At 42.1% G+C, this 20264-nt stretch carries 18 protein-coding genes; 5 read left to right on the top strand and 13 right to left on the bottom strand.

Annotation, left to right across the window (positions count from 1 at the left end):
• Window positions 1-396 precede the first annotated feature (396 nt).
• Window positions 397-1116 (bottom strand): SDR family oxidoreductase, encoded by a 720-nt coding sequence (locus tag R2S67_RS05040; RefSeq protein ID WP_046875926.1) that lies wholly within the window; start codon window positions 1114-1116, stop codon window positions 397-399.
• 135 nt (window positions 1117-1251) lie between these two features.
• On the opposite strand from R2S67_RS05040, the gene R2S67_RS05045 reads away from it, so the two are divergent.
• Window positions 1252-2160 (top strand): LysR family transcriptional regulator, encoded by a 909-nt coding sequence (locus R2S67_RS05045; protein ID WP_046876154.1) that lies wholly within the window; start codon window positions 1252-1254, stop codon window positions 2158-2160.
• Between the two features lie 93 nt (window positions 2161-2253).
• Here the strand turns inward: R2S67_RS05045 and R2S67_RS05050 are convergent, their stop codons facing one another.
• Window positions 2254-3027, bottom strand: a complete 774-nt coding sequence (locus tag R2S67_RS05050; protein ID WP_046875925.1) for an AraC family transcriptional regulator — start codon at window positions 3025-3027, stop codon at window positions 2254-2256.
• Window positions 3028-3126: 99 nt separating this feature from the next.
• On the opposite strand from R2S67_RS05050, the gene R2S67_RS05055 reads away from it, so the two are divergent.
• Window positions 3127-4263 carry a multidrug effflux MFS transporter gene (locus R2S67_RS05055; protein ID WP_317342656.1) on the top strand — a complete coding sequence of 379 codons (1137 nt, stop codon included), beginning with the start codon at window positions 3127-3129 and terminating at the stop codon, window positions 4261-4263.
• A gap of 113 nt (window positions 4264-4376) precedes the next feature.
• Here R2S67_RS05055 and R2S67_RS05060 read toward each other — a convergent pair whose 3' ends face one another.
• From R2S67_RS05060 to R2S67_RS05110, 11 genes are all read right to left on the bottom strand, one after another.
• Entirely contained in the window at window positions 4377-5480 is a 1104-nt protein-coding gene (locus R2S67_RS05060) for an alpha/beta hydrolase (RefSeq protein WP_176319289.1), read from the bottom strand.
• Between the two features lie 223 nt (window positions 5481-5703).
• Window positions 5704-6114 (bottom strand): hypothetical protein, encoded by a 411-nt coding sequence (locus R2S67_RS05065; protein WP_006741077.1) that lies wholly within the window; start codon window positions 6112-6114, stop codon window positions 5704-5706.
• Window positions 6115-6215: 101 nt separating this feature from the next.
• Window positions 6216-6707 (bottom strand): hypothetical protein, encoded by a 492-nt coding sequence (locus R2S67_RS05070; protein ID WP_317342658.1) that lies wholly within the window; start codon window positions 6705-6707, stop codon window positions 6216-6218.
• A gap of 9 nt (window positions 6708-6716) precedes the next feature.
• Window positions 6717-7289 (bottom strand): hypothetical protein, encoded by a 573-nt coding sequence (locus R2S67_RS05075; RefSeq protein WP_317342661.1) that lies wholly within the window; start codon window positions 7287-7289, stop codon window positions 6717-6719.
• Window positions 7290-7300: 11 nt separating this feature from the next.
• Window positions 7301-7885: a hypothetical protein gene (locus tag R2S67_RS05080; protein ID WP_373417748.1), complete on the bottom strand. Its 585-nt coding sequence runs from the start codon at window positions 7883-7885 to the stop codon at window positions 7301-7303.
• Between the two features lie 198 nt (window positions 7886-8083).
• On the bottom strand, window positions 8084-9601 hold the full coding sequence (locus R2S67_RS05085) for a PAAR-like domain-containing protein (protein ID WP_317342663.1): 1518 nt from the start codon (window positions 9599-9601) through the stop codon (window positions 8084-8086).
• 148 nt (window positions 9602-9749) lie between these two features.
• Window positions 9750-10541: a type IVB secretion system protein IcmH/DotU gene (gene icmH / locus R2S67_RS05090; RefSeq protein ID WP_006741083.1), complete on the bottom strand. Its 792-nt coding sequence runs from the start codon at window positions 10539-10541 to the stop codon at window positions 9750-9752.
• The gene (gene tssK, locus R2S67_RS05095) at window positions 10538-11863 is read right to left on the bottom strand and encodes a type VI secretion system baseplate subunit TssK (RefSeq protein ID WP_006741084.1); all 1326 of its coding nucleotides are present in this window, start codon (window positions 11861-11863) and stop codon (window positions 10538-10540) included. The genes icmH and tssK overlap by 4 nt, the downstream gene beginning before the upstream one ends.
• An 11-nt stretch (window positions 11864-11874) precedes the next feature.
• Entirely contained in the window at window positions 11875-12375 is a 501-nt protein-coding gene (tssJ, locus tag R2S67_RS05100; protein WP_005392625.1) for a type VI secretion system lipoprotein TssJ, read from the bottom strand.
• On the bottom strand, window positions 12368-13867 hold the full coding sequence (locus tag R2S67_RS05105; RefSeq protein WP_317342667.1) for a type VI secretion system-associated FHA domain protein: 1500 nt from the start codon (window positions 13865-13867) through the stop codon (window positions 12368-12370). Before R2S67_RS05105 ends, tssJ begins: the two co-directional genes overlap by 8 nt.
• 9 nt (window positions 13868-13876) lie before the next feature.
• Window positions 13877-14476, bottom strand: a complete 600-nt coding sequence (locus tag R2S67_RS05110; RefSeq protein WP_104972407.1) for a hypothetical protein — start codon at window positions 14474-14476, stop codon at window positions 13877-13879.
• Between the two features lie 538 nt (window positions 14477-15014).
• On the opposite strand from R2S67_RS05110, the gene R2S67_RS05115 reads away from it, so the two are divergent.
• The 3 genes from R2S67_RS05115 to R2S67_RS05125 are packed head-to-tail and all read left to right on the top strand — an operon-like array spanning window position 15015 to window position 20229.
• Window positions 15015-16328: a type VI secretion system ImpA family N-terminal domain-containing protein gene (locus tag R2S67_RS05115; protein ID WP_203347561.1), complete on the top strand. Its 1314-nt coding sequence runs from the start codon at window positions 15015-15017 to the stop codon at window positions 16326-16328.
• 27 nt (window positions 16329-16355) lie between these two features.
• Window positions 16356-19748, top strand: coding sequence for a type VI secretion system membrane subunit TssM (tssM, locus tag R2S67_RS05120; RefSeq protein WP_317342671.1), 3393 nt, complete (start codon window positions 16356-16358; stop codon window positions 19746-19748).
• Between the two features lie 28 nt (window positions 19749-19776).
• On the top strand, window positions 19777-20229 hold the full coding sequence (locus tag R2S67_RS05125; RefSeq protein ID WP_005373369.1) for an Lrp/AsnC family transcriptional regulator: 453 nt from the start codon (window positions 19777-19779) through the stop codon (window positions 20227-20229).
• The last annotated feature ends 35 nt before the right edge of the window (window positions 20230-20264 follow it).

Raw genomic sequence — 20264 nt, forward strand, 5'->3', positions numbered from 1 at the left:
ACACACCTCCTTGTTTGGTTAAATATTAACCACCCACAAAGTATAATACCTAACGGATAATTGTAACGGCTTGTGACGTTGATGAAATCAATTCTCATTAAGCTATGGATATTGCTTCATTTTGCTTTACGTCACCTTCTCCTTTTCTTTACGACTGTGGCCCGCTGGCCCCAATAGAGCGACATACTAAAAATTGAGACCAAATAAAAACCCAAATTACTCAAAGTTTTTTCTCACCTTGAGTAACTTGGGTATAAGCAATAACACACTTAGGCTACGGACTTAAATGGGTAACCTAAATTTTCATACGACTTAGTTGAAAGATGCCATATCAATCACGAATCAGTGTGCAAACATTCACAGCCCTAATGATCCAGAAGTCGCTGTGAATTAATGTTAAGGTTGCTGTTTTGTTGGTGCCAAAGCAATTTCGCGAACACATACACCTTGCGGTTGCTGATAAGCAAACAGCACTGCTCGTGCAATATCGTCGGCTGCCAACACGCCCCCCATATCCTCTTTCCAAGCATCATAGCCATCTTTAATATCTTGAGACGTAGTATGTGAAAGTAATTCAGTTTCCACTGCGCCAGGTGCAATAGTCGTAACACGAACATTCGATGATGCGACTTCTTCACGTACGTTTTCAGAAATCGCATGAACCGCAAATTTGGTACCACAGTAAGCGGCATGATCAGGAAATGTTTTCTTGCCCGCAATAGAGCTGATATTGATGATCGTACCACTGTTGCGTGCTTTCATCGGTGCTAAAACGGACTGCATGCCATTTAGCAAGCCAAGTACGTTCACATCAAACATGCGCTTCCACTCCGATGCGTCCTGAGTATCTATCTGGCCTAGAAGCATAACGCCTGCGTTATTTACAAGTGCATCTACCGGACCATACAACGCTTCTGCTTTCTCAATTGCCGCTTCAAAAGAAGCTTTATCGGTCACATCTACCTTTTCACAAAGCGTATTTGGTAAGTTTAATGCTTCTAAACGTTCTACACGTCTTGCTAACAAAAGAAGAGCATGGCCCTGTTCGCTGAAATGACGTGCAATCGCTTCACCAATGCCTGAACTAGCGCCTGTAATAACAATTAACTTTTTCATTTTGAATCCTTAATAGAACGGTTTACCTCAATGGCGATAAGTTTAAGAAAACTTTGTTTGTTGATATATACCGACCTAGTTGAAACACTGTTGTTATACTGCAACAATACTTTTTTGAATTACGCAGAAGTCATCATGCAAACACACATCAACCTTGCGGATATCCGCTCTTTCGTCCTAATCGCTCAACTAGGAAACTTCACGAAAGCAGCAGAGCAACTTGGCGTTTCTCGCTCACACGTTTCACGTCAAATAACAAATCTGGAACAACAGATTGGTGCCACTTTGCTACAAAGAACCACTCGAACACTGAAGCTCACCGAAGCAGGCAAGGTTCTGTATAAACAGTGTGAAACCGCCCTTCACAATATTGATCAAGCTGTTATGGCAGTGGTTGATGATGTAGAAGAATTAAGAGGCGAAATTCGTATCAACTGCGTGGGGGGTTATTTAGGGGAAGACGTTGTCGCAGATATCGTTGCTCAGTTTCTAATCCAACACCCACAAGTGAACATTAACTTAGATTTTAGCAGCCATCGTGTCGATTTAATCGCGGATGAATTCGACATCGCTTTTCGAATGGGAAAGTTAGACGACTCCAACTTTATCGCTCGCAAACTGATTGATGTGGAAATGGGGACGTACGCAAGCCCAAGTTATTTAGAAACACATGGCTATCCTTCGCATCCAAAAGACTTAGAAAAACACATTTGTTTGACAGGTAGTGTGACACGCTGGGCATTCGAGAACACAAATACAAAGCAGTCAACGGAACACCAGATACGTGGACAGTTACGATGTAAGAGTGGCAGAGTAATGATAAAAGCAGCGTTGGCGGGAAATGGTATCATCCGTGTACCAGCACTTTATTGCCGACAAGAACTCCAGACAGGCAAGCTAAAAGAAGTGTTTACCGACTGGAGCATTCCGAGTGTGGAGTTTTCACTCCTTTACCATCACGACCGACATCAACCAAAACGCATCCGAGCCTTTATTGACTTTGCTACTCAATATTTTCGTCAGCTGCCGAGTAAACACAAGTAACGTGCTCGATAGCATTTCACTATGTGAACCAATATATACGGAATCTATAAAGCCCAAATTTGTACTAAAGAAATACGTAAGCATCGTGATGTTTTAAGGTCTAGTTTTCATAAACATTAGCGGTGTTTGCCCAGTTTGCTTTTTGAAAAATGCAATAAAAGCACTGTCTGAAGAAAACTCCAGCCAATCAGCAACGGCGCTGACTTGCATTCCCGTTGATAACAATTCAACTGCTTTTAAGAGCCTCCACTGTTGACGCCAATCTTGATAATTCATACCCGTTTCCGACTTAAATAATCGTGTTACCGTCTTGGTACTTGCCCCCACTTTGCTTGCAAGAGTAGTAAGCGAAGGAGCGAGAAATGAAGGTTCAACCAACTCCCGGCGAAATGTTGTTAAGCGCCGATGTGATGGCAAAGGCAACTGAAACGAATAACGTTTCGCAGCATAAAACTCCTCCCAGAAGAGTGCTGTCGTATTTAGCATCTCGCTGTTAGGCTTATCCCAGTCCCAAAATGACATTTTATCAATGAGGGCTTGGAGTAAATTATTCACTTCTATCATCGTGATCTTACTCGGACACGCAAACACCTCACAATCAAAATACAAAGATCGATACGCAACCACATTCGTCATCAGTGCTCGATGCGGCGTATTAGCTGGGATCCAAACCGCCTTTGTCGGGGGCAGAATACAAATCGAATCTTTCAGAGCAAAACTCATACAACCTTGAGATGCGTACAACAATTGCCCTTTCTTGTGCTGATGCATACCTGAGTCGTGCTTGCCAATATCCGCAGCAATTCCCACTACACAATTAGAAATTTTGTCTGCGTCAAATTGTGTTTCTTCGTCAATAAGTGCCATTTTGTCCGAATGTTGATGTATTTGGTTTTTATGTTGTTATTAGATCAATCATAGCCTCATTTATACTGCCCGCCAACTTCATTAACAATGGGTAACAATATGAATACTAAGCCCTCTTTATGGCTCATGCTGGTTATGTTGATGTTTCCGCAAATTGTAGAAACCATCTATAGCCCAGCGTTGAGCTCAATCGCTCTATCATTTGATGTAAACCACGCACAAGCAGCACAAACACTGTCGATTTACTTCCTAGCGTTTGCCATTGGCGTCGTTGTTTGGGGAGTGCTCGCAGATAAACTGGGAAGAAGGCCTACCATGTTAATTGGGCTCTTTATCTATGGTTTTGCGTCTTTACTCGCAACTCAAACCGAGAGTTTTGCTGTTGTCATGGCTGCGCGAGCCCTGAGCGCATTTGGTATCGCGGTAGGTTCCGTTGTCACACAGACCATGCTTCGTGACGCGTTTGACGGTCAAGAACTGAGTAAAGTCTTCTGCTTAATGGGGATGGGTATATCAATCAGCCCGGTAGTAGGCATGCTATTAGGCGGACAGCTTACAGGGCTTGGTGGATATCGTTACGTGTTTTTTGCCTTATTTTTAATCGCGCTAGTATTGCTCGCTTATAACGTTATTAAGCTTCCTGAAACACAGAAGGAACACACACCAGTGCGGTTGCATCAACTTAGCTTGAAAATGCTAAGAGACGCGCGAATTTGGCGCTCAGCATTATTAGTCGCTTTGTATAACATTGCTCTGTTTGCTTATTACCAACTTGGCGCATTTACTTTCTCAGCACTTGGGTATAACTCCGAACAATTTGGATACAGTGGCATGGTACTGGGGTTAGGCACTCTGCTTGGAAGTTATTTAAATAAATCCCTAGTGTCTAAAAATGTTCGAAAAAGCCAACTACTTTGGCTCTCAGCAGTATTGCTTAGTTTGGGATCAGTCGGTGTGTTGATTCTGAGCCAATCAATCTGGTTTGTTGCTCCAATGATGTTAGTCGCCATGTCGTATGGGATTGCGATACCCAATATACTCAGTGACGCACTCGTTGATTATAAACAACAGGTAGGTAGCGCAGGCGCTTTATTTGGGCTCATGTACTACATCATGATCGGGACGGGATTAGCGATGGCTGGAACAGCACAAAACTTAGGTGTCGTTCTACTAGCATGTAGCTGTTTAGCAATTTTATTGGCGTTTTCTACAAAACAAGTTCATACCGACTTGTGACAATAATGAAATACTCTCCGTAATGGTTCACCGAGAATCTAGAGAATTTTTCAATCAATAGGAACTGAGGAGCACAAGAGTAACCGCTCCTCAGTTGTCTTCTAGAGGGCGATCTAAACTAAATTAACCTTAAAGAAGCTCTCTAATTTATCAAATGGGATCACATCCAATTGATCGTAGAGATCCGTATGATTCGCATTTGGAATGATCATCAATTCTTTAGGCTCTGCCGCCGCTTCATACGCCGTTTCACTGAAATAGCGAGAGTGCGCCTTTTCGCCATGAATGAACAACACTGGGCGTGGAGATATCTCTTCAATGTAGGTCAGAATTGGCATATTCATAAACGACAGCGGCGTTGTGAGTGTCCATGCAGCATTTGAATTAATGGCTCGTGGATGAAAGCCACGTTCAGGAGACTTGTAATAGGCTGCATACTCAATAACAAATTGGGGCTCACCTCCAACTAACTCAAGCGATACTGGCCCGTAAGTAGGTGTTCCATTTTCGGCATCTTCCCATCGTTGCAGGCTTAGCTGCTCTAACGTTTGCGTGCGCTGTTCAAACGTCGTACTGTCGTTATAGCCTTTAGACATTACACGGGTCATATCATACATCGTACTGGTTGCGACTGCTTTGACGCGTTTATCTGCAGCAACTGCGTTTAACGCCATGCCGCCCCAACCACATATGCCTATCACACCAATTTTCTGACGATCAACGTCTTTCTGTAGGCCAATAAAGTCCACAGCTGCGCTAAAGTCCTCTGTATTGATATCAGGTGATGCAACGTTTCTTGGTTCACCACCACTCTCTCCGGTATACGACGGATCAAACGCTAAAGTAATGAAGCCTCGCTCGGCTAATGTTTGAGCATATAACCCTGAAGACTGCTCTTTCACAGCGCCAAATGGACCACTAATGACGATAGCCGCAAGCTTGCCACTTTTATTTTTAGGTTGATAAAGATCCGCTGCCAACGTGATGCCATAACGGTTTTTAAAACTCACTTTGCGATGTTGAACTTGGTTACTTTTCGTAAATGTTTTATCCCAGGTGTCACCAAGATTTATTTGCGTCTCAGCTTGAACGGAACTCGTTGAGAGCGATCCGACTCCCATAGCAACCACGCTGGCACCCGTCATTTTCATCATATTGCGACGACCTTCATCAGGTTCATCTTGGTAACTTGCTTGATTGTCGTTCTGGCTTTTCATGGTAGACACTCCTAATTAACGTAACACACGATGAGTACAGTACGCGGAGGCTTTATCGCTCCTACTTTACTGACACGTACATTGTTGCAACTTTCGTATTTTTTCGTTAACCAGATACTACGCATTGCTTGCCTAATCTTCCGAAGATTGGTCTAAACCTCTTCTAACGTTAATTAAGGCGTAAATAAAAAGCGCCTGTCGGCGCTTTAATTATCTATAGCTCTTATTGCCATGTTGGCTCACCAAACTCTTCACAACGTTGCTTGTCGTAATTTTCAATGCGCCCGCGTTTACCTACAAACTGAACCTGAACAACCATTCCAGCTTCAACATATTCACTGAAATAATCGCAAGAAACACGAAAACTAGTATCGCGTATCACAATTGGTACCCATTCATAGCCGCCGCTGCGTGGTAAGTAAGACTTGAAGGTAATGACCCCGTCATCTGAAACGTTGATTTCTTCATCATATTCATTCAACTTATAAAAGCGTTGTCCATCAAACTCTGCCTTTGCTTTTTCAATTATTTCCTTCGTTGCTGTCGATTGCATCGGCGTATTTGACACCAGTTGACACCCAACAACAGATGTCAATACGGACAAAGCCAAAGCGAGTTTAGTTATTTTATTCATTTACCTAACCACTGTAGAATTATTCAACACTTACCATTTTAAAAGGAGGGAGACCATACTTTATTTTTAATAAAAGAAAAAGCGCCTTTCGGCGCTATTAATTATACATCTCTTATCCAAACGTCTTTGACGTCTTTTTTAAGAAGGTCAATCACACTTTGGTGAATGAAAACGAAGCCAAAATCTTCTTCTAGTTTAAATATTAATCGTTCTTCTAAAGGAATATTTTCTAATTTAGAGAAATCAAACTCTGTTGATTCAATGTCTAGCCAGTTTAACTTGCCGTATTGTTTTTCTTTGTCCGTCAATTTATAAGTTTGATGGATATAAGGCATTCGATAATCTTCATAAACTTTAATTTGATCATCTGTTGGTTGGCTTGGAGAACAATCGACACGAGCGTCTAACCACTCTACTCCGTGTACGACCAGTTTCTCCACTTTTGACGCAATATCACTGATGATAAATAGCTTTGGAGAAAAGGTCATTTCCAAAAGCAAATCTGGCTCTACGGGCACTATTGGTTTAGGGGTTTGCTGGAATGGGAAGTTAGTTAAGTTTTGCTTTGTTAAAATAATATAGTCTTCTTTCATTATTTTCCCCTAAAATTTAGGTGCACGCAYAGATGTATTCTTCTTCATTTTCCTAACTAGAGAAAATCTTGAATCATTACTAATCAAATCATAGATTTCTGGAGCGAAAAATACTGCAGTATCAGCTCCTTTAGCCCGATAAACCACCCGTTTATGGAAGGGGATCTTTAAAATTTTCTCTGGGCTTAGAAACAATCGGTGGACGATTAGGTCCCCATTGTTTGGTGATACTTCTACAACACTTCGTTCAAAGTCGACAACGTCTTGAATGTTATTCAGAGCTAGTATGTATCGATCGGTGATAACTCCATCTTTAGTCGATAGTGATGCTGGATAAAACTCTACACCATAAGGATCAAAGCTCATTACAAGATCTGCAAATTCTTTAGTAACACATATGTCACCATTATCCGAAATGGGGTGAACCATGGAAGAAGTTACATTTTTATCCTCCCATCTTATTGGACTCTCCGAACTCGTTGGGTGAAAATTATTTGTACTATAGAGAAATTCACGATCATCCACACATTGGAATGCCGTTGAACTTCTCATATAGTCCTCAGAGATTACCGAAAACTCCATCTTATACCTCTTTATTGTTTGGTAATTATCTTGCTTTGCTCTCTTACACTCATAAGGCGAATTTTTTCCGGTATATAGCTAAATGCATCTACCGTTACTTGTTCAGGAACTCGCTTTTTGAGCTTAAAGAGTGATCTAAAACGCTTTGTGTAATGCGTATGCCGGACAGATTTTTTAATACAACGCGCACATCCTTTATCACCTTCTTCCATTAGTTTCCCTCTGCTTATTAACAAAAGGTCAAAACTCGCTATATCACCGAGGATTTCAATAGAAACATTATCTATTGTATCAATATAGCTTTTCGGAAGTGTGTCGCAATTGATTGATTTGAGCCTAAGAGCCAGTTTTCTAGCAACAACTTTATGGTATCCGAGAGCACTGTTAAGTGATTGAACATCTTCTTTAACGGACTCTTCAGTAACTGGGTTTGTTGCTATGCTTGCCAGCTCGGCCTCAACTTCTTCGCCAGTTCTATCCTCATAATGTGCAATTAAGTCACTGTCAGTATGCCCAGATTTGTGTAGCGGTACACTATACTGACAAGATATTTCATCTACTGTTGGTAAAATTACCAAGTTTTTCTGATGATTCACATCATATCCTTTCCTCACGATTTGTTGCTGTCTAGCTTCGGACAGCCGAGATAGCGTGTCACAAGATACAACGTGATGGGATGCAACAGATCTTAACTTGAAGTTTAATGGGTGGTGCTTTTTAGCTTTTGAGTCTCTCAAACTCCTGCTTCGCTCCCACTTGCCTTTACCTTCTCTTATTGGCATAGAGCTTACCTTTTAACTATATCTAGCTTTTAATGCGTCTTTACACTGACCGTTCTTCTTCCCTGCAATTCGGCGACAGATTTTGCATCTAACAGGCTTCTTATCTTTGTCCTCATTTGCCTTCGCAGAGTTCTTTCCTGACTGAGCAGACTCACCGGTATTATGTTTTACTTTTGCTGGGTACGTTTTCTCGCCCTTACCTAAGATTCGAGCAAAAAGATCATCAAACTCGCCCATCGCTTCTTTAAGCTTGTCCGGCACCATCTTATCGATGATTTTTACCTCATCCGCTAACTTTAAGAAATACGCACCGAGCTCATCTGCGCCCATTCTATTTGCGTATGAAGCCAACTCGGTTGCCACTTCAATACAAGGTTTTAGAACATCGCTAACAATCTGGCTGGTTTGTTTGGCGTAATTCACCCAATCTAATGTACGCAAGAATTTTTCTGGATCGCCTTTACCCATGCCTCTTAAAACGGCTAGCAAAGTATCTTTTGATGTTCCTTTACCGCCTTTTAGCGCAACTTTACATGTGCCTTTAACCGCACTACCAAACGTAGGAACACAGCCGACAAGGGTAAGTGAAAGTGCTAACCAGTTTTCGGACTTATCACGTTCTTCCTCATTCAACAACGTCATAATGTTCGCTGATAAATCGCGGACATCTGCTGCTTGATCGACAACAGGAATCATGGTCAGGGCCGTATTGGCAATGATCTGTTCTACAGAAGCGTCATCGTTAAAGTCACCAAGAATGACGCCCCAAACCCAGCTTGCAGCACCAGACATTCGCGTCCAAGCATTTTCCCAGAAGCCAACCTCGCCTTTCTTTGTTTCTTCAATGATCAGTTGAGCGTTCGCACTTGGATTAAAGTTTGGATTAGTCTTAGTTGGGACATTTGGCATAAAATCGCGGCTGTCCTCGCCGTACTCTATAGCAAACTCCCCCGGAGCAACGCCACCAACCGATGCTTTACCGTTGTTGTCTAGTGTTCCTTCAAACACCGCGCCAGATTGATCTGTGAGAGTGTATGTTGCGCCTTGAACGGGTTCACCGTCTGAGTAAGAGAGGTACAAATCAACCGTATACGTCCCTTCCTGATCTTCCGTAACAGAAACCGATGGGTTTTGTGCACCGCCCAAGCACATGGTGTTGGCTTTGTTCATGGTCATTTGATCGGACAGGCGACATACGCCATTACCTTCAAACTTAACCGTTGGTGAAGCTGAAATGAATTTTGCTTCGGCTTCTATCGTGCCTGAGGCAACGCCTTTTCTGTCACCGCCCGCATCGCCAGTACTTTTTGAGAACGTACTGCCCTTGATAGCGACACTGTTACCGCCATCCATAGAGACCGTCGTAGTCCCACCAGCAAGGTCTGCTGATTTAGCATTGTTGCCATAAGGGATAGGAACGACTGGCTTGCCGACCTTAGTTAAACAAACATCTGGGAGCGTTGCATTCGCTTCACCACCTGAGCCTTTATGAACTATCGAAAGTCCATTCGCACCAACTGTTACGCCCATAACCAATCCATTTGAATTTTATTGATTGAATGATAAAAGAGATCGCACATTGCAATCTCTCTAAATGACTAGTGAATTTCACTAAAAGACCAGTGATATTCACAGCAAACCTTAAAACTGGCAGAAGATCTCATTTTTAGATTTCTGGTTATCTATACACTTCAAGCAGTTGCTGGAATTTTAAGTCTATGACGATGTAGGTTGCCGCATACATAAGCGCAAACGTAATCGCACTAAGACTCAAGATCAGCTTGGGTGAAATTACCCTTTTTAACGGCTTCTTTAGGTATTTAGCTTTAAGGTTGATTAAAGAAACTTTTTCTTGTTCTGCTAGGCGGTCATCTCGCACTAATCGATAAATGGTGCTGCCAATTTCCGCTAACTTTTCGTTACCACGCTCTTCACGGCCGTACTTGCCTTGGAAACCAAGTTGAAGCAATAAATAGAGAAACTCTATAACGTGACGGTATTTGCGAGGGTCGGCTTTTAAGCGGTCGAGAATAACGAAAAACTTGTCACCACCAGATGTTTCGTTATGGAATTCAGACAGTAAGCTGTTCTGGCTCCAGTGACTATTTGCCCCCCATTCTTGCCGACAAACAGATTCATCAATCGCCGCACACAAGCAGTAACGAATAACAAGAACCGAAGCACGATCGAGCTCCATTTCATTAAGTTTTCGTTCACCTTTTCGAATCTCACGTGCCACTTGTTCACGAAATGGCATCGGGTCATCAAGCCAAGGGATCGAAGACATACAAGACAGACTGGCGATCAACCATGAGAACTGGTCCACCAGCGGGTTAATACCCATGTTGTCGATAGATAGATCTTGTACTGCGATGTTTCTCGATAAGTCAGGCGCTGGCATTACCTCCATTGGTTTGCCAGGCTCTGGTTGGAATAAGACTACGGTGACGTCTGTTTCTGCGTAACTCATAGACGAACGGCCCAAAGTTGCAATGATAAGTTAGCGAAATCGCCCGCAACGTGAATCGCAATCGCAGCAGTGTTCTTCAATGCCATCCACTCTTCGCCCGTTTTATCGAGCTCGAAATAGGTATAGCCAGCGTGATACGGCAGCGCGCGTGGCACAACTGGCATTGGTTTAATCTCAATCCCAGGAAGTTGAAGGTTAATCAAATCGCGAATGTTATCGATTGAGCCGATCTTCGTTTGGCTGACAAACTGGGTATGCAGGACATCCAAGGTTACGTCGGCTTTCACTGCGAGGATAAAGGTCGTCGTATCAATGATCTTATTGTCAGGGATCGCTGCCGTTCTGATGCCATAGTTCTGATCTTTTAAGGTCAGTGGAATTGCTCTTTGTTCAGACATCACGCTCAATGTCATTTTCGCACTGTCTAGAACGCGAGAAAGACAGCTAGTAAGATCACCATGATTGTATTTAGTAAACTCAATAGGTCGGCGTGTCGTCGAGCACAGCGTCGAAAGCTCGCCCTCTGCCTGAAGAAGAATTCGATACAAAGACTCAGGGTGTACAGCTTCTGTGTTTGCAAAATGCCAAAACAAGGGTTCGTATCTATTGAGCGCTTGCAAAAGCATAAAGTCAGAAACTGATGATACGCCTTGTTGATCCACTACCCCTAATCGCTGAACTATGGATTCTGCGCGGTGCTTGAGCATAGAAGCAAACTCCGTCGCGAACTTATTAAGTACCGTAGATGCGTGAATATCAATACAGGTAGGAATGAAACTATCATCTAAGATCACGCTGCCATCTGGCTTCACTTCCGAGATCTTGAGGATCGGAATAGACGTGTAAGCACTTTTATCTTCATGGTCGTACATTAAGCAAAAGTTAAGCTTACCGACAACGATATTTGCCATGTCTTCCGAATCATAACAAGCATCAACCGCTTCTTGAGATTCCATCGTATAACGTGCACCGTCTTTTTTAGTGCCAAATAACTCAGAACGTTCCGATGGTAACGGACAGCACAAATAAACCACTTTATCGGCAATCGAAGGATCCACATCTTTCACTTCTGGTAGTTCAGCGAGCAGTGGAAGCTCAAATGGCGTGCGGTCCTGTAGGATGCCTTCTGCACGCGTAATACCAATTTTACCGAGGGCTAGCAGTTGTGAATTTATTTCCAAACGCTTAATCCCCCAATGTAAAGGAGATGCGTTGTTGCTCAACATGCTCGACAGTTTACTTTGCGAACGATCGAGTTGTTGAAAATGCTGCGGCTTCATGAACATTCCATCTTGCCAAACAACTGGATTGTATAAAGACATGTTTCTATCCCTTAAAAGTAAACCTGTTCAATGCCGCGAGTATTATCAGAAATTAACTCACTGCCTTCTAACTTGAGCTTGATGTAGTACTCGCTCTTCTCTTCAATGACTTCAACTTTACGCCATGACGAACCATCAATATCACGAAAGGCCACAGAAAAACCGACGGCACGAGTGTCAGGGTCTAGCGTTAGCATTTCATGAACTTTTCCACCTGGCTGTATTTGATATTCATAACGTTTGATGTACTCATCACCCAACGACGCTTTATCGTTTTCAAACAGCGCAAAAAAATCTAAGCTTCGGAATAAAACTGGCGAATTTAATTCGTGAAGACGGAGAATGACCGGAGATGACTGCCCCCCATCTCTCACATTGAGTACAGGTGACGCCTCAATAACCAATTCAATGGACGAAGTTTCTGGTGTGATACCCGTGGACTCTTTAAATTGATCCCACATGGAACAACCGGACAACATGGCAAATCCGAGTAATACGGCGATACTACGCATGGTTTCCCTTAATCACTTTGTTATAGTTTTTCTTAATCAGCCCTTTTAAGGATGTTTCGTTGAGCAGGCGACGATTGTTAGAGTAGAAATCTAAATATTCGCCCCACAGTTTTGACTTCGTTGAGAACAAAGATTGACTCGCCACTTTGTTAGCAAATGCAACGGGATCGTTCGTCTCTGATTGTTCTAAAATGAGCTCATTAAGCGCTTTATTAAACGTGACTTGGTGGTCATTCAACTCATCAAGCATTTGTTCTACCAGTTCATTTGGAGCCAGTAGATGTTGGCTATTGAGAGTCAGCATCAGCTCCGCAATGTTAGAGTTAGACTCACTCGTACTCTGCTCTTCTTTCAAGGACTCTACTTCGTGTAATTCTTTCTGCAGGTTATCGATACATAAGCGCAAACAAGTGCCCATTTGTTTGAACAACTGAGCTTCATTCGTCATTAGCTCAGGATTTCTTATACCCAAACCATCAAAAAACGCTTGTGCTATATCTTGAGAACAGGCGGTTGCTTCGATTCCCGCTTGCTCTTTAGTCGTACTGTTTATCGTAGGTTCTGCAGCAGGCATTTGCAGTTGCTGATTAGCTTGAGAAGAGGGAGTAAATGACTGTGTCATCTCTTCCCATTTTGAGCCTTTAGCGGTATGTTCGACGATCGTCTCGGTGGAGTTAGGTGCATGATGCTGTCTTTGAACTGCCCTATCTAGAATCGTCGTTTGGGGTTGAACCGTCTCTTCTGAGACAATATCTTCTCTATATGGCGTACCGTTCTCTACCCCTCCCCCTAACGAACCCTTTATTGATGCGTTACTCTTGGTCTCCGTAGCCATCCAATCTTCAGGGATGAGGCTTGGCTGATCGAACTCGGAGTATATGCTGAAACTGTCATCGACCACCTGACGTGTGCTTTCCACCGTTTTAGGCTGTTCAGGTTCTGGATGCTCATCGTCACGAATTAAATAATCATCATCTCGCTGCATTGAAAAGTTAAGGTGCGCAACAGGATCATGACAATCAATGTCATCCTGTTTAGTCTCCATAAACAAATCTTCTAAAGCGCCTACTTTTTCTTCTTCTTCGACAACTGCGTCTCCGAGGCTAACCAAAGGATCATTGGATACTCGCTCAGGGGCTATATCAGCGGCAATGTCTTGTGTCGAGGTAACATGCTCCAGAGAAACGCCAATTTCATATTGTCCTAAAGAAATAATATCGCCATCGACTATCGCAACAGGTTGATTTTTGAGTATTTTGTTTCCGTTAACCATAGTGCCATTAGTGGATACGTCACTAATATAGTAGGTATCTCCATACACACTGATCAGGCAATGAGTGCCTGATATAAAGCGGTTGTGATCGGTTAAAGACACACTACAACTTGGTGAACGCCCCATTGAACCACCATTCTCGGGCATTTCAATGTGCTTTACACCTGTGTATTCCTCTGGGCATTTAGAAATAAATAGAACTAGCTGATTTGAGTGCATCTATATACCTCAAAATAGCATAGAAACAGACAGTTCAAGCCCACCTATCCCATCATTGATAACTGGGAGAATATAAGAGGCTTGAGGAATGATTTGTATATGAGCATCTGGGTTACTACCTAGCTTAATGACTGTACCAACGGCGATAACTGCACCCAGCTCGAACTGATCGATGTCCTCGACACTCTTATAGCGGTAACCTTCTGGGTCAACTTGCCAACGGTTTGAATATTGTGAGTAACCTGCAGATAAACCAGCACCTACGTACGGTGTGAAAACGCTCCAAGAAGCCAGCGCATATTGCGGTACAACACGAAGTTCATAGTTAGTTACTTCTTGATATAGACCGCTAGCTGGCGCTTCGATATCTTCTGCTAGGTAGTTAAACCCTAACCACCAGCGCCAACGGTTATTATTTTCATCAATAGGGCGAGAATGAACCAAGCCAAACCTCAGAGTGTCTTGTTCACCACTGTTACCTTCTTCGTAATTAATGCTATCGATAGTCAACATACTGGCAGAGAGTCCATAACGCTCTCCCTTTGCGACTGCAAAAGAAGAAAATAGACACATGGCTGAAATCAGCCCGATTTGACTTGGTTTTAGCATTTCGTCCCTCTAGGAAAACCGATATTCTACTTAGAGGCGAAAGATATCAATTATATTCTCTTTTTCAATAAGCCTAAAAAAACACCTATAACTTAATACATTTCAACTATAGGGTTGGTTATTTTACCTACAAACAAAAACTAATGGACCGAACTGAGTTAAAGCAATGAGCCTGTAAACCTATTTAATTAAATAAAAATTAAGAAGGCTCTACCACCAATTTAAGAGGGCTAATTTAAAGAACACAGGCGAACAAAAAACAGACAAAGTTAACAATTTAGTCACATTTATTAACTCAAAAGATCGACCTCGTCATATATAAGGCTCTCCTTAAAAACAAATCGAACTATTGACATTAATATTATGAACAAAGATCACACTAAGGATAATTTAATTTATTTTTTAAGTGTTTTTATTATCTAAACAACTTCTTTTGTCTATAGAATCACTTCGGTAATGCACTGCTTACAATTTAATATAACAGCAGTGGAGTCCTATATACCTTAATACTTCTATATGATCAGTTGGAATTTGCCTTATGTTTTTTAGCGACTTCGCTCGAAGACCAATCGATGAAAATAACCCAAGCGGCTCTAACCCTAATGGCTCTGAAGACTTTGACGAAATAAAACGTCAAATAAATAATCTTAATAAAGTCACCGGAAGAGTCTCTTGGAAAACGGTTCAAACACTCTCAAAAAAAATCTTGAGCACTCACGCAAAAGACTTACGTTGTTGCTGCTACTTCACGGTCGCATCAACATATAACGATGGTCTAAGAGGCCTTGTTGAAGGGTTAAATTCATTGCTTGATGTGTGTGTCGTCTATTGGAACACCGCATACCCTGAACATTCAAAGTCAAAAGCACGAATGAGCGCAATTGAATGGATGGTGGAGCATACTGAAAAACGTATTAATAAGCACCGTGCGTTGCCGGAAGAACTTCCACTGATTGAAGCTGCGCACCAGTTGTGTTTAAGAATAGAGGAAGAGCTTCGCCTTCATTACGGTATTCAAGCGCCTTCATTTGGTCGCATTCGTCGTATCTTAAATCAATGGGCTGAACAGATAAAAGAACAACAACATGCCATAGAGTTACGCGAGAAAAAACAAGCAAATACTAACGCTTCAGCTTCCGCACAGGCAACACCTGAAATTAAAGTGAATGTATCTCCCTCTCCTGCCCCGGACTCGCCATCCCCCCTCAACAACAGTGAAAAAACGACCCCAACAAAGTCCGGCCGATTTATGATCTACTTCATCATTGGCTTGATTGTTACGGCGATATGTTCACATTTTGTGTACGAACAACAACGCTATCGAACGCTGGAGCAAAAAATTAGTCAAGCTTCACTTAATGAACTTGTAAAGTTGGTCGCCTCGTTAGATTACGAAAATAAAAAATATGCCCAGTCACTGAAAACACCAACTATTAATCGCGTAGATATTATGATGAATAACTGGTTTTTAGACTCGGCCAAAGTAAGTAACGTCAGCGAGCTCGATAGCTTGACCAATGAATTAATCGCAATCTATCCAGATTCATCTTCTGCCCAGCAGTTACGTCAAAACTTTTTGACACAGAGCGCCCATTTAGAAGACCAGTTTATGGATGTGTATAAGCGATTTTCAGACGCAAGAACGGTGTTTGCCAACGTAGCTAGACAGAATGTAGATAAGAACTCTAAAACGGCGTACGAATATAGTAACTCACTATTCCCGCTTCTAGGTCGTATTGAATACGCTGAAAAGTATTCACAGCAAAAGGAAATTGACCGCGCAACCCTTTTACTGAACATCTACCTATATAAATTGAGTCAGCTACAAGCTGAAAAAACTGACAATAAATAACAATACAATTAAAGAAGTTTTAGGCTTATGTTCAAACAAAAACTGTTTAGAAATCCAGTTGTGATTTCTACTATATTAACGCTTTTAGTGGCGATAACCATTACCGCTATTTATCTTCTTTTTCTAAAAGATGCAGATAAACTGTATCTTTGGCTGAGCCTTGGTGTTATCGCCATTTTCTACGTCACTTTTCAATTCACACTATGGTTGAAAAAAAAGAACAGCGCTAAAGCTCAAAATTTGGAAACTGAGGAAGAAGCCCTTTCTATGGTTATCCAACCTCTTCTTGCTAACTCAGGCAAGAAACCAATTTATCTGATGCTTGGTAATAAAGGGTCAGGGCGACGTCAATTTTTATTTAATTCTAGTGCAATTAAACCAATGGATCGCACGAGAACCGCTAAGAATGATTTTTTTGAATGGTACGAATCTGACAGCGCTGTATACATCAAACCTGACCAACGCTTAGTGTTTCAAGAAATATCAAGCAGTGATGCTTCTTTATGGAATACATTCATCGAAGAAGTGATTCGCCACCGACCTAGAAAACCATTTTCTGGCTGTTTATTCTTCATCGACTTCGAGTTCATGATCGTCTCTGAGCCAGAACAAAAAGAGTACACTATTTCGTCGTTATTGGGGCGCTTGAGCACTATCAACTCTAAAACGTCGTCAGCATTACCAATTTATCTAATTATGTCGAAGCTAGACAAGTTAGATGGATTTAAAGAATACATGCACTTTAGCTCTCTTAAGACACGTGTAGAGTTCCTTTCTATCCCACTGAAAGAGGCCAAAGGTGTTTTTTCAGAATACTATCGTGATAGTTACCGAAATCTAGTTAAAGTGCTTGAAAGTAACGCGCTAGATGCATCAGCTAACTCAACAGATATCGACGAGAAACAGGCAATTCTCGCTTTCCCTAAGCAGTTTGAGCTATGTCAGTCTGAAGTCAGCTATGTTCTAGAGCGTCTGTGTGATGTTAACAACGGTGTTTATTCGCTAGATATCCGTGAAATTTTCTTTAGCTCAAGTTTACAAGGCGGTCGTAAATACAATTTACTAGCAAAAAGTTGTAGTAACTACTTCAACTTACCAATTATCGCCTCTGAGCATACCCAGTTGACGGAAACACCGTATTTTTCTCGCTTTCTGATTGATTCGCAAATATTGCCTGAAAGCGATTTTGCGGGAGAAAACAAGACGTATCTTCGTCTAATTCAGAGACAAAGCCGTTTAGCCATACTCGGCTCCATTATTCTGCTTGCTGGCGGTAGTTACTTTTTTGCAACTACGTTAGACAGTAACTTACATGTGATGAATCAACTACTAAGTATTGATGACAAATCACAAGCAGAGCACGATGCAAGATTTAGTGAGCTTTTAGAAAATGCAACCAAAGCGATAGAACCGTCTTATGGAGCATGGCTTAAAGGTTCTAAGGCTTTAGATGAGGAAATATTACCACTCAATATTAGCCGTTTGGATCAAAGCACTCGCATTGCCTACGAAGCGTTACTTAAGGAAGTCGCTCAGCAGCTAATACCTCTGATTGAGAAAGGTTACCGCCTACAATTGGCACAAAATCAAAACGCTTTCACGCGCGCTTTACCTCTATTGAAGGGGTATTTAATGCTTAACGATCCATCTAAGCGTGATATCCGTTTTTTACGTCATCAAACACTCCAAATGATGAGTGATTTGAGTAACCGAAGTGACGTCGTTGATCAGGCCATGCGCTACTTAGACGCCTACTTTCGCACACAATTTGCTCCAATCGATATCAACATGGATCTTGTTCGTGCAACACGTCGCTCATTACTTGCAAATTCGAATGTCGACCTCGTGTATGCAGGCATTTTAAACGAAGCAAGCTCTATTGATTTAGGAACATTAGATCTGCAACGAGCCGTCGGTTTTGAGTTTAGCAATGTATTTAATACGCCAATCGATAGCGAACGCTTAATCGTCGATAAGATCTATACCTCCACAGGTTTTAGCACCTTTTATCGACCACGCGTGGACTTAATGTCACAACGAGTAATCAGCGACAACTGGGTTCTAGGTCTATCGCAACATGTCATCCCTACCAACGAAGAGCAAGAAGCCTTTAAAGAAGAAGTGCGAAAAAAATATACTGATGACTACATCAATAACTGGCGTAATGCGCTGAGTGAGCTCAAAGTCCAAAACTATGACAACGTTGGTGACCTGACCAACGCGATAGACTTAATCTCTGGCCCTTCTTCACCAATGACAACGGTATTGAAGCAGGTCTATGCCAACACGCAATTTTCACCCGTTGGCGAAAAAAGCGCTCTAATTTCAAAACTTGACCCGAAACTCGCGGCAGCAGCAGATTCGGCATCAGATGCTGTAGAAGAAGTGGTAAAGCCTGATTACTTGCTAATGCAACGTGTTGAGCAAGCCTTTCACCTATTAAACCAGCTTCAAGTGAGTGAGACACCAAACTCCCCTACTCCTTGGGATGAGACCGTTGCAGCGTTGAGTCGTGTTCGCACCTACATGAAAGACATCGCCGACGCGCCAGATCCACAAATGGCGGCGCTAGCAGCAGCACAGCATCGAATGAACAGTACTGAGGCGGACCCATTAATCAAGCTTAAACAGATTGCACAAAAATCACCAGAACCCGTTCGCAGCTGGTTACTAGATGTGGTTCAGCAAAGCTGGTCAGTAATGATTACAGAGTCCGCAAAAGGCATCCAAACTCAGTGGTACAGTGAAATTTATACCAAGTTTAAAGAGATTGGATTAGGGAAATATCCATTTGACCTAACAGCGACCGAGGAAATCTCAATTGAAGATTTCGAATTGCTATTTGCTTCAGGTGGCTTGTTAGACACATTTATTCAGAAAAACTTTGCACCGTTCTACGATACGAACTTGTGGACGCCAAAGCAGGTAGATGGTGAGACGATGCCAATCTCTCCAGCTCTGCTAGTGCAACTACGCAACTATAATGTCATTCGAGATACATTAATTAATAAAAGCACCAACCGAGTTCATATTCCGTTTAGTGCAAGAGTACTCGACCTTGACTCTAGTGCAATTAGAGCCAGTTTAAAAATTGCAGATACCAATATGAGTTACTACCACGGTCCAAGCCGAATTCGTGAAATGGCCTGGCCACCGCAAAATGGTGACTTCAATATTAGTATCACGCTCCAGGATGTAACAGACGAAGGTAGACAGCACGTTTTAAATAAGAGTGGTCAATGGGCGATATACAGATTGCTAGGTGACTCGACCTTGACAAACACTCATAACGGCAGCTTTGTCAGTGACATAAAAGTGTCAGGGAGGGACTTAAGCTTACGCATCACTCCATTGACGCAGAAAAACCCATTCACTCTTGCTGAGCTATATAACTTTACGCTCCCAGAGTCGATTAAATAACAATATAAAAACAAAATAGGCAGAACACATGATTTCAAACATGACTTTACAAGGTTTAGATAAATTAGATCGAAAAATACTTTCAAGTCTATTGTCAAACGGGCGTGAGTCTATTGCGAATCTATCTCGAAACATTGGTTTGTCTCGTACAGCAGTAGCAGAAAGGATTAATCGTTTAGAAAAGACCGGTATTATCAAAGGCTATACCGCACAAATTCGTGTAGAAAACGAAGGGCGCAAAGCCGCAAGCTATCTATTGATATCTTGTGAAAAGGGTAAGAAAAATGATGTAACAAATGCGCTTAAAGAAATCCCTGAGGTTCGCTTAACAAGCGTTGTTGGTGGCAACTTTGATATTATTGCCCTAATTGAAGCGCCCGATCTGCAGTCTATTCATCATCTTTGTAACGAAATTGAGTCATTTAACGGGATTCAAAGGCTTGATACTACCGTCGTACTTCACCAGCCGATCAGTCGTTAAGCTTTTCTGACCTTTTTGATGACAACATAAAAAGC

This window comes from Vibrio sp. T13N (assembly GCF_032970445.1).
In the GTDB taxonomy this organism is placed as follows: domain Bacteria; phylum Pseudomonadota; class Gammaproteobacteria; order Enterobacterales; family Vibrionaceae; genus Vibrio; species Vibrio diabolicus.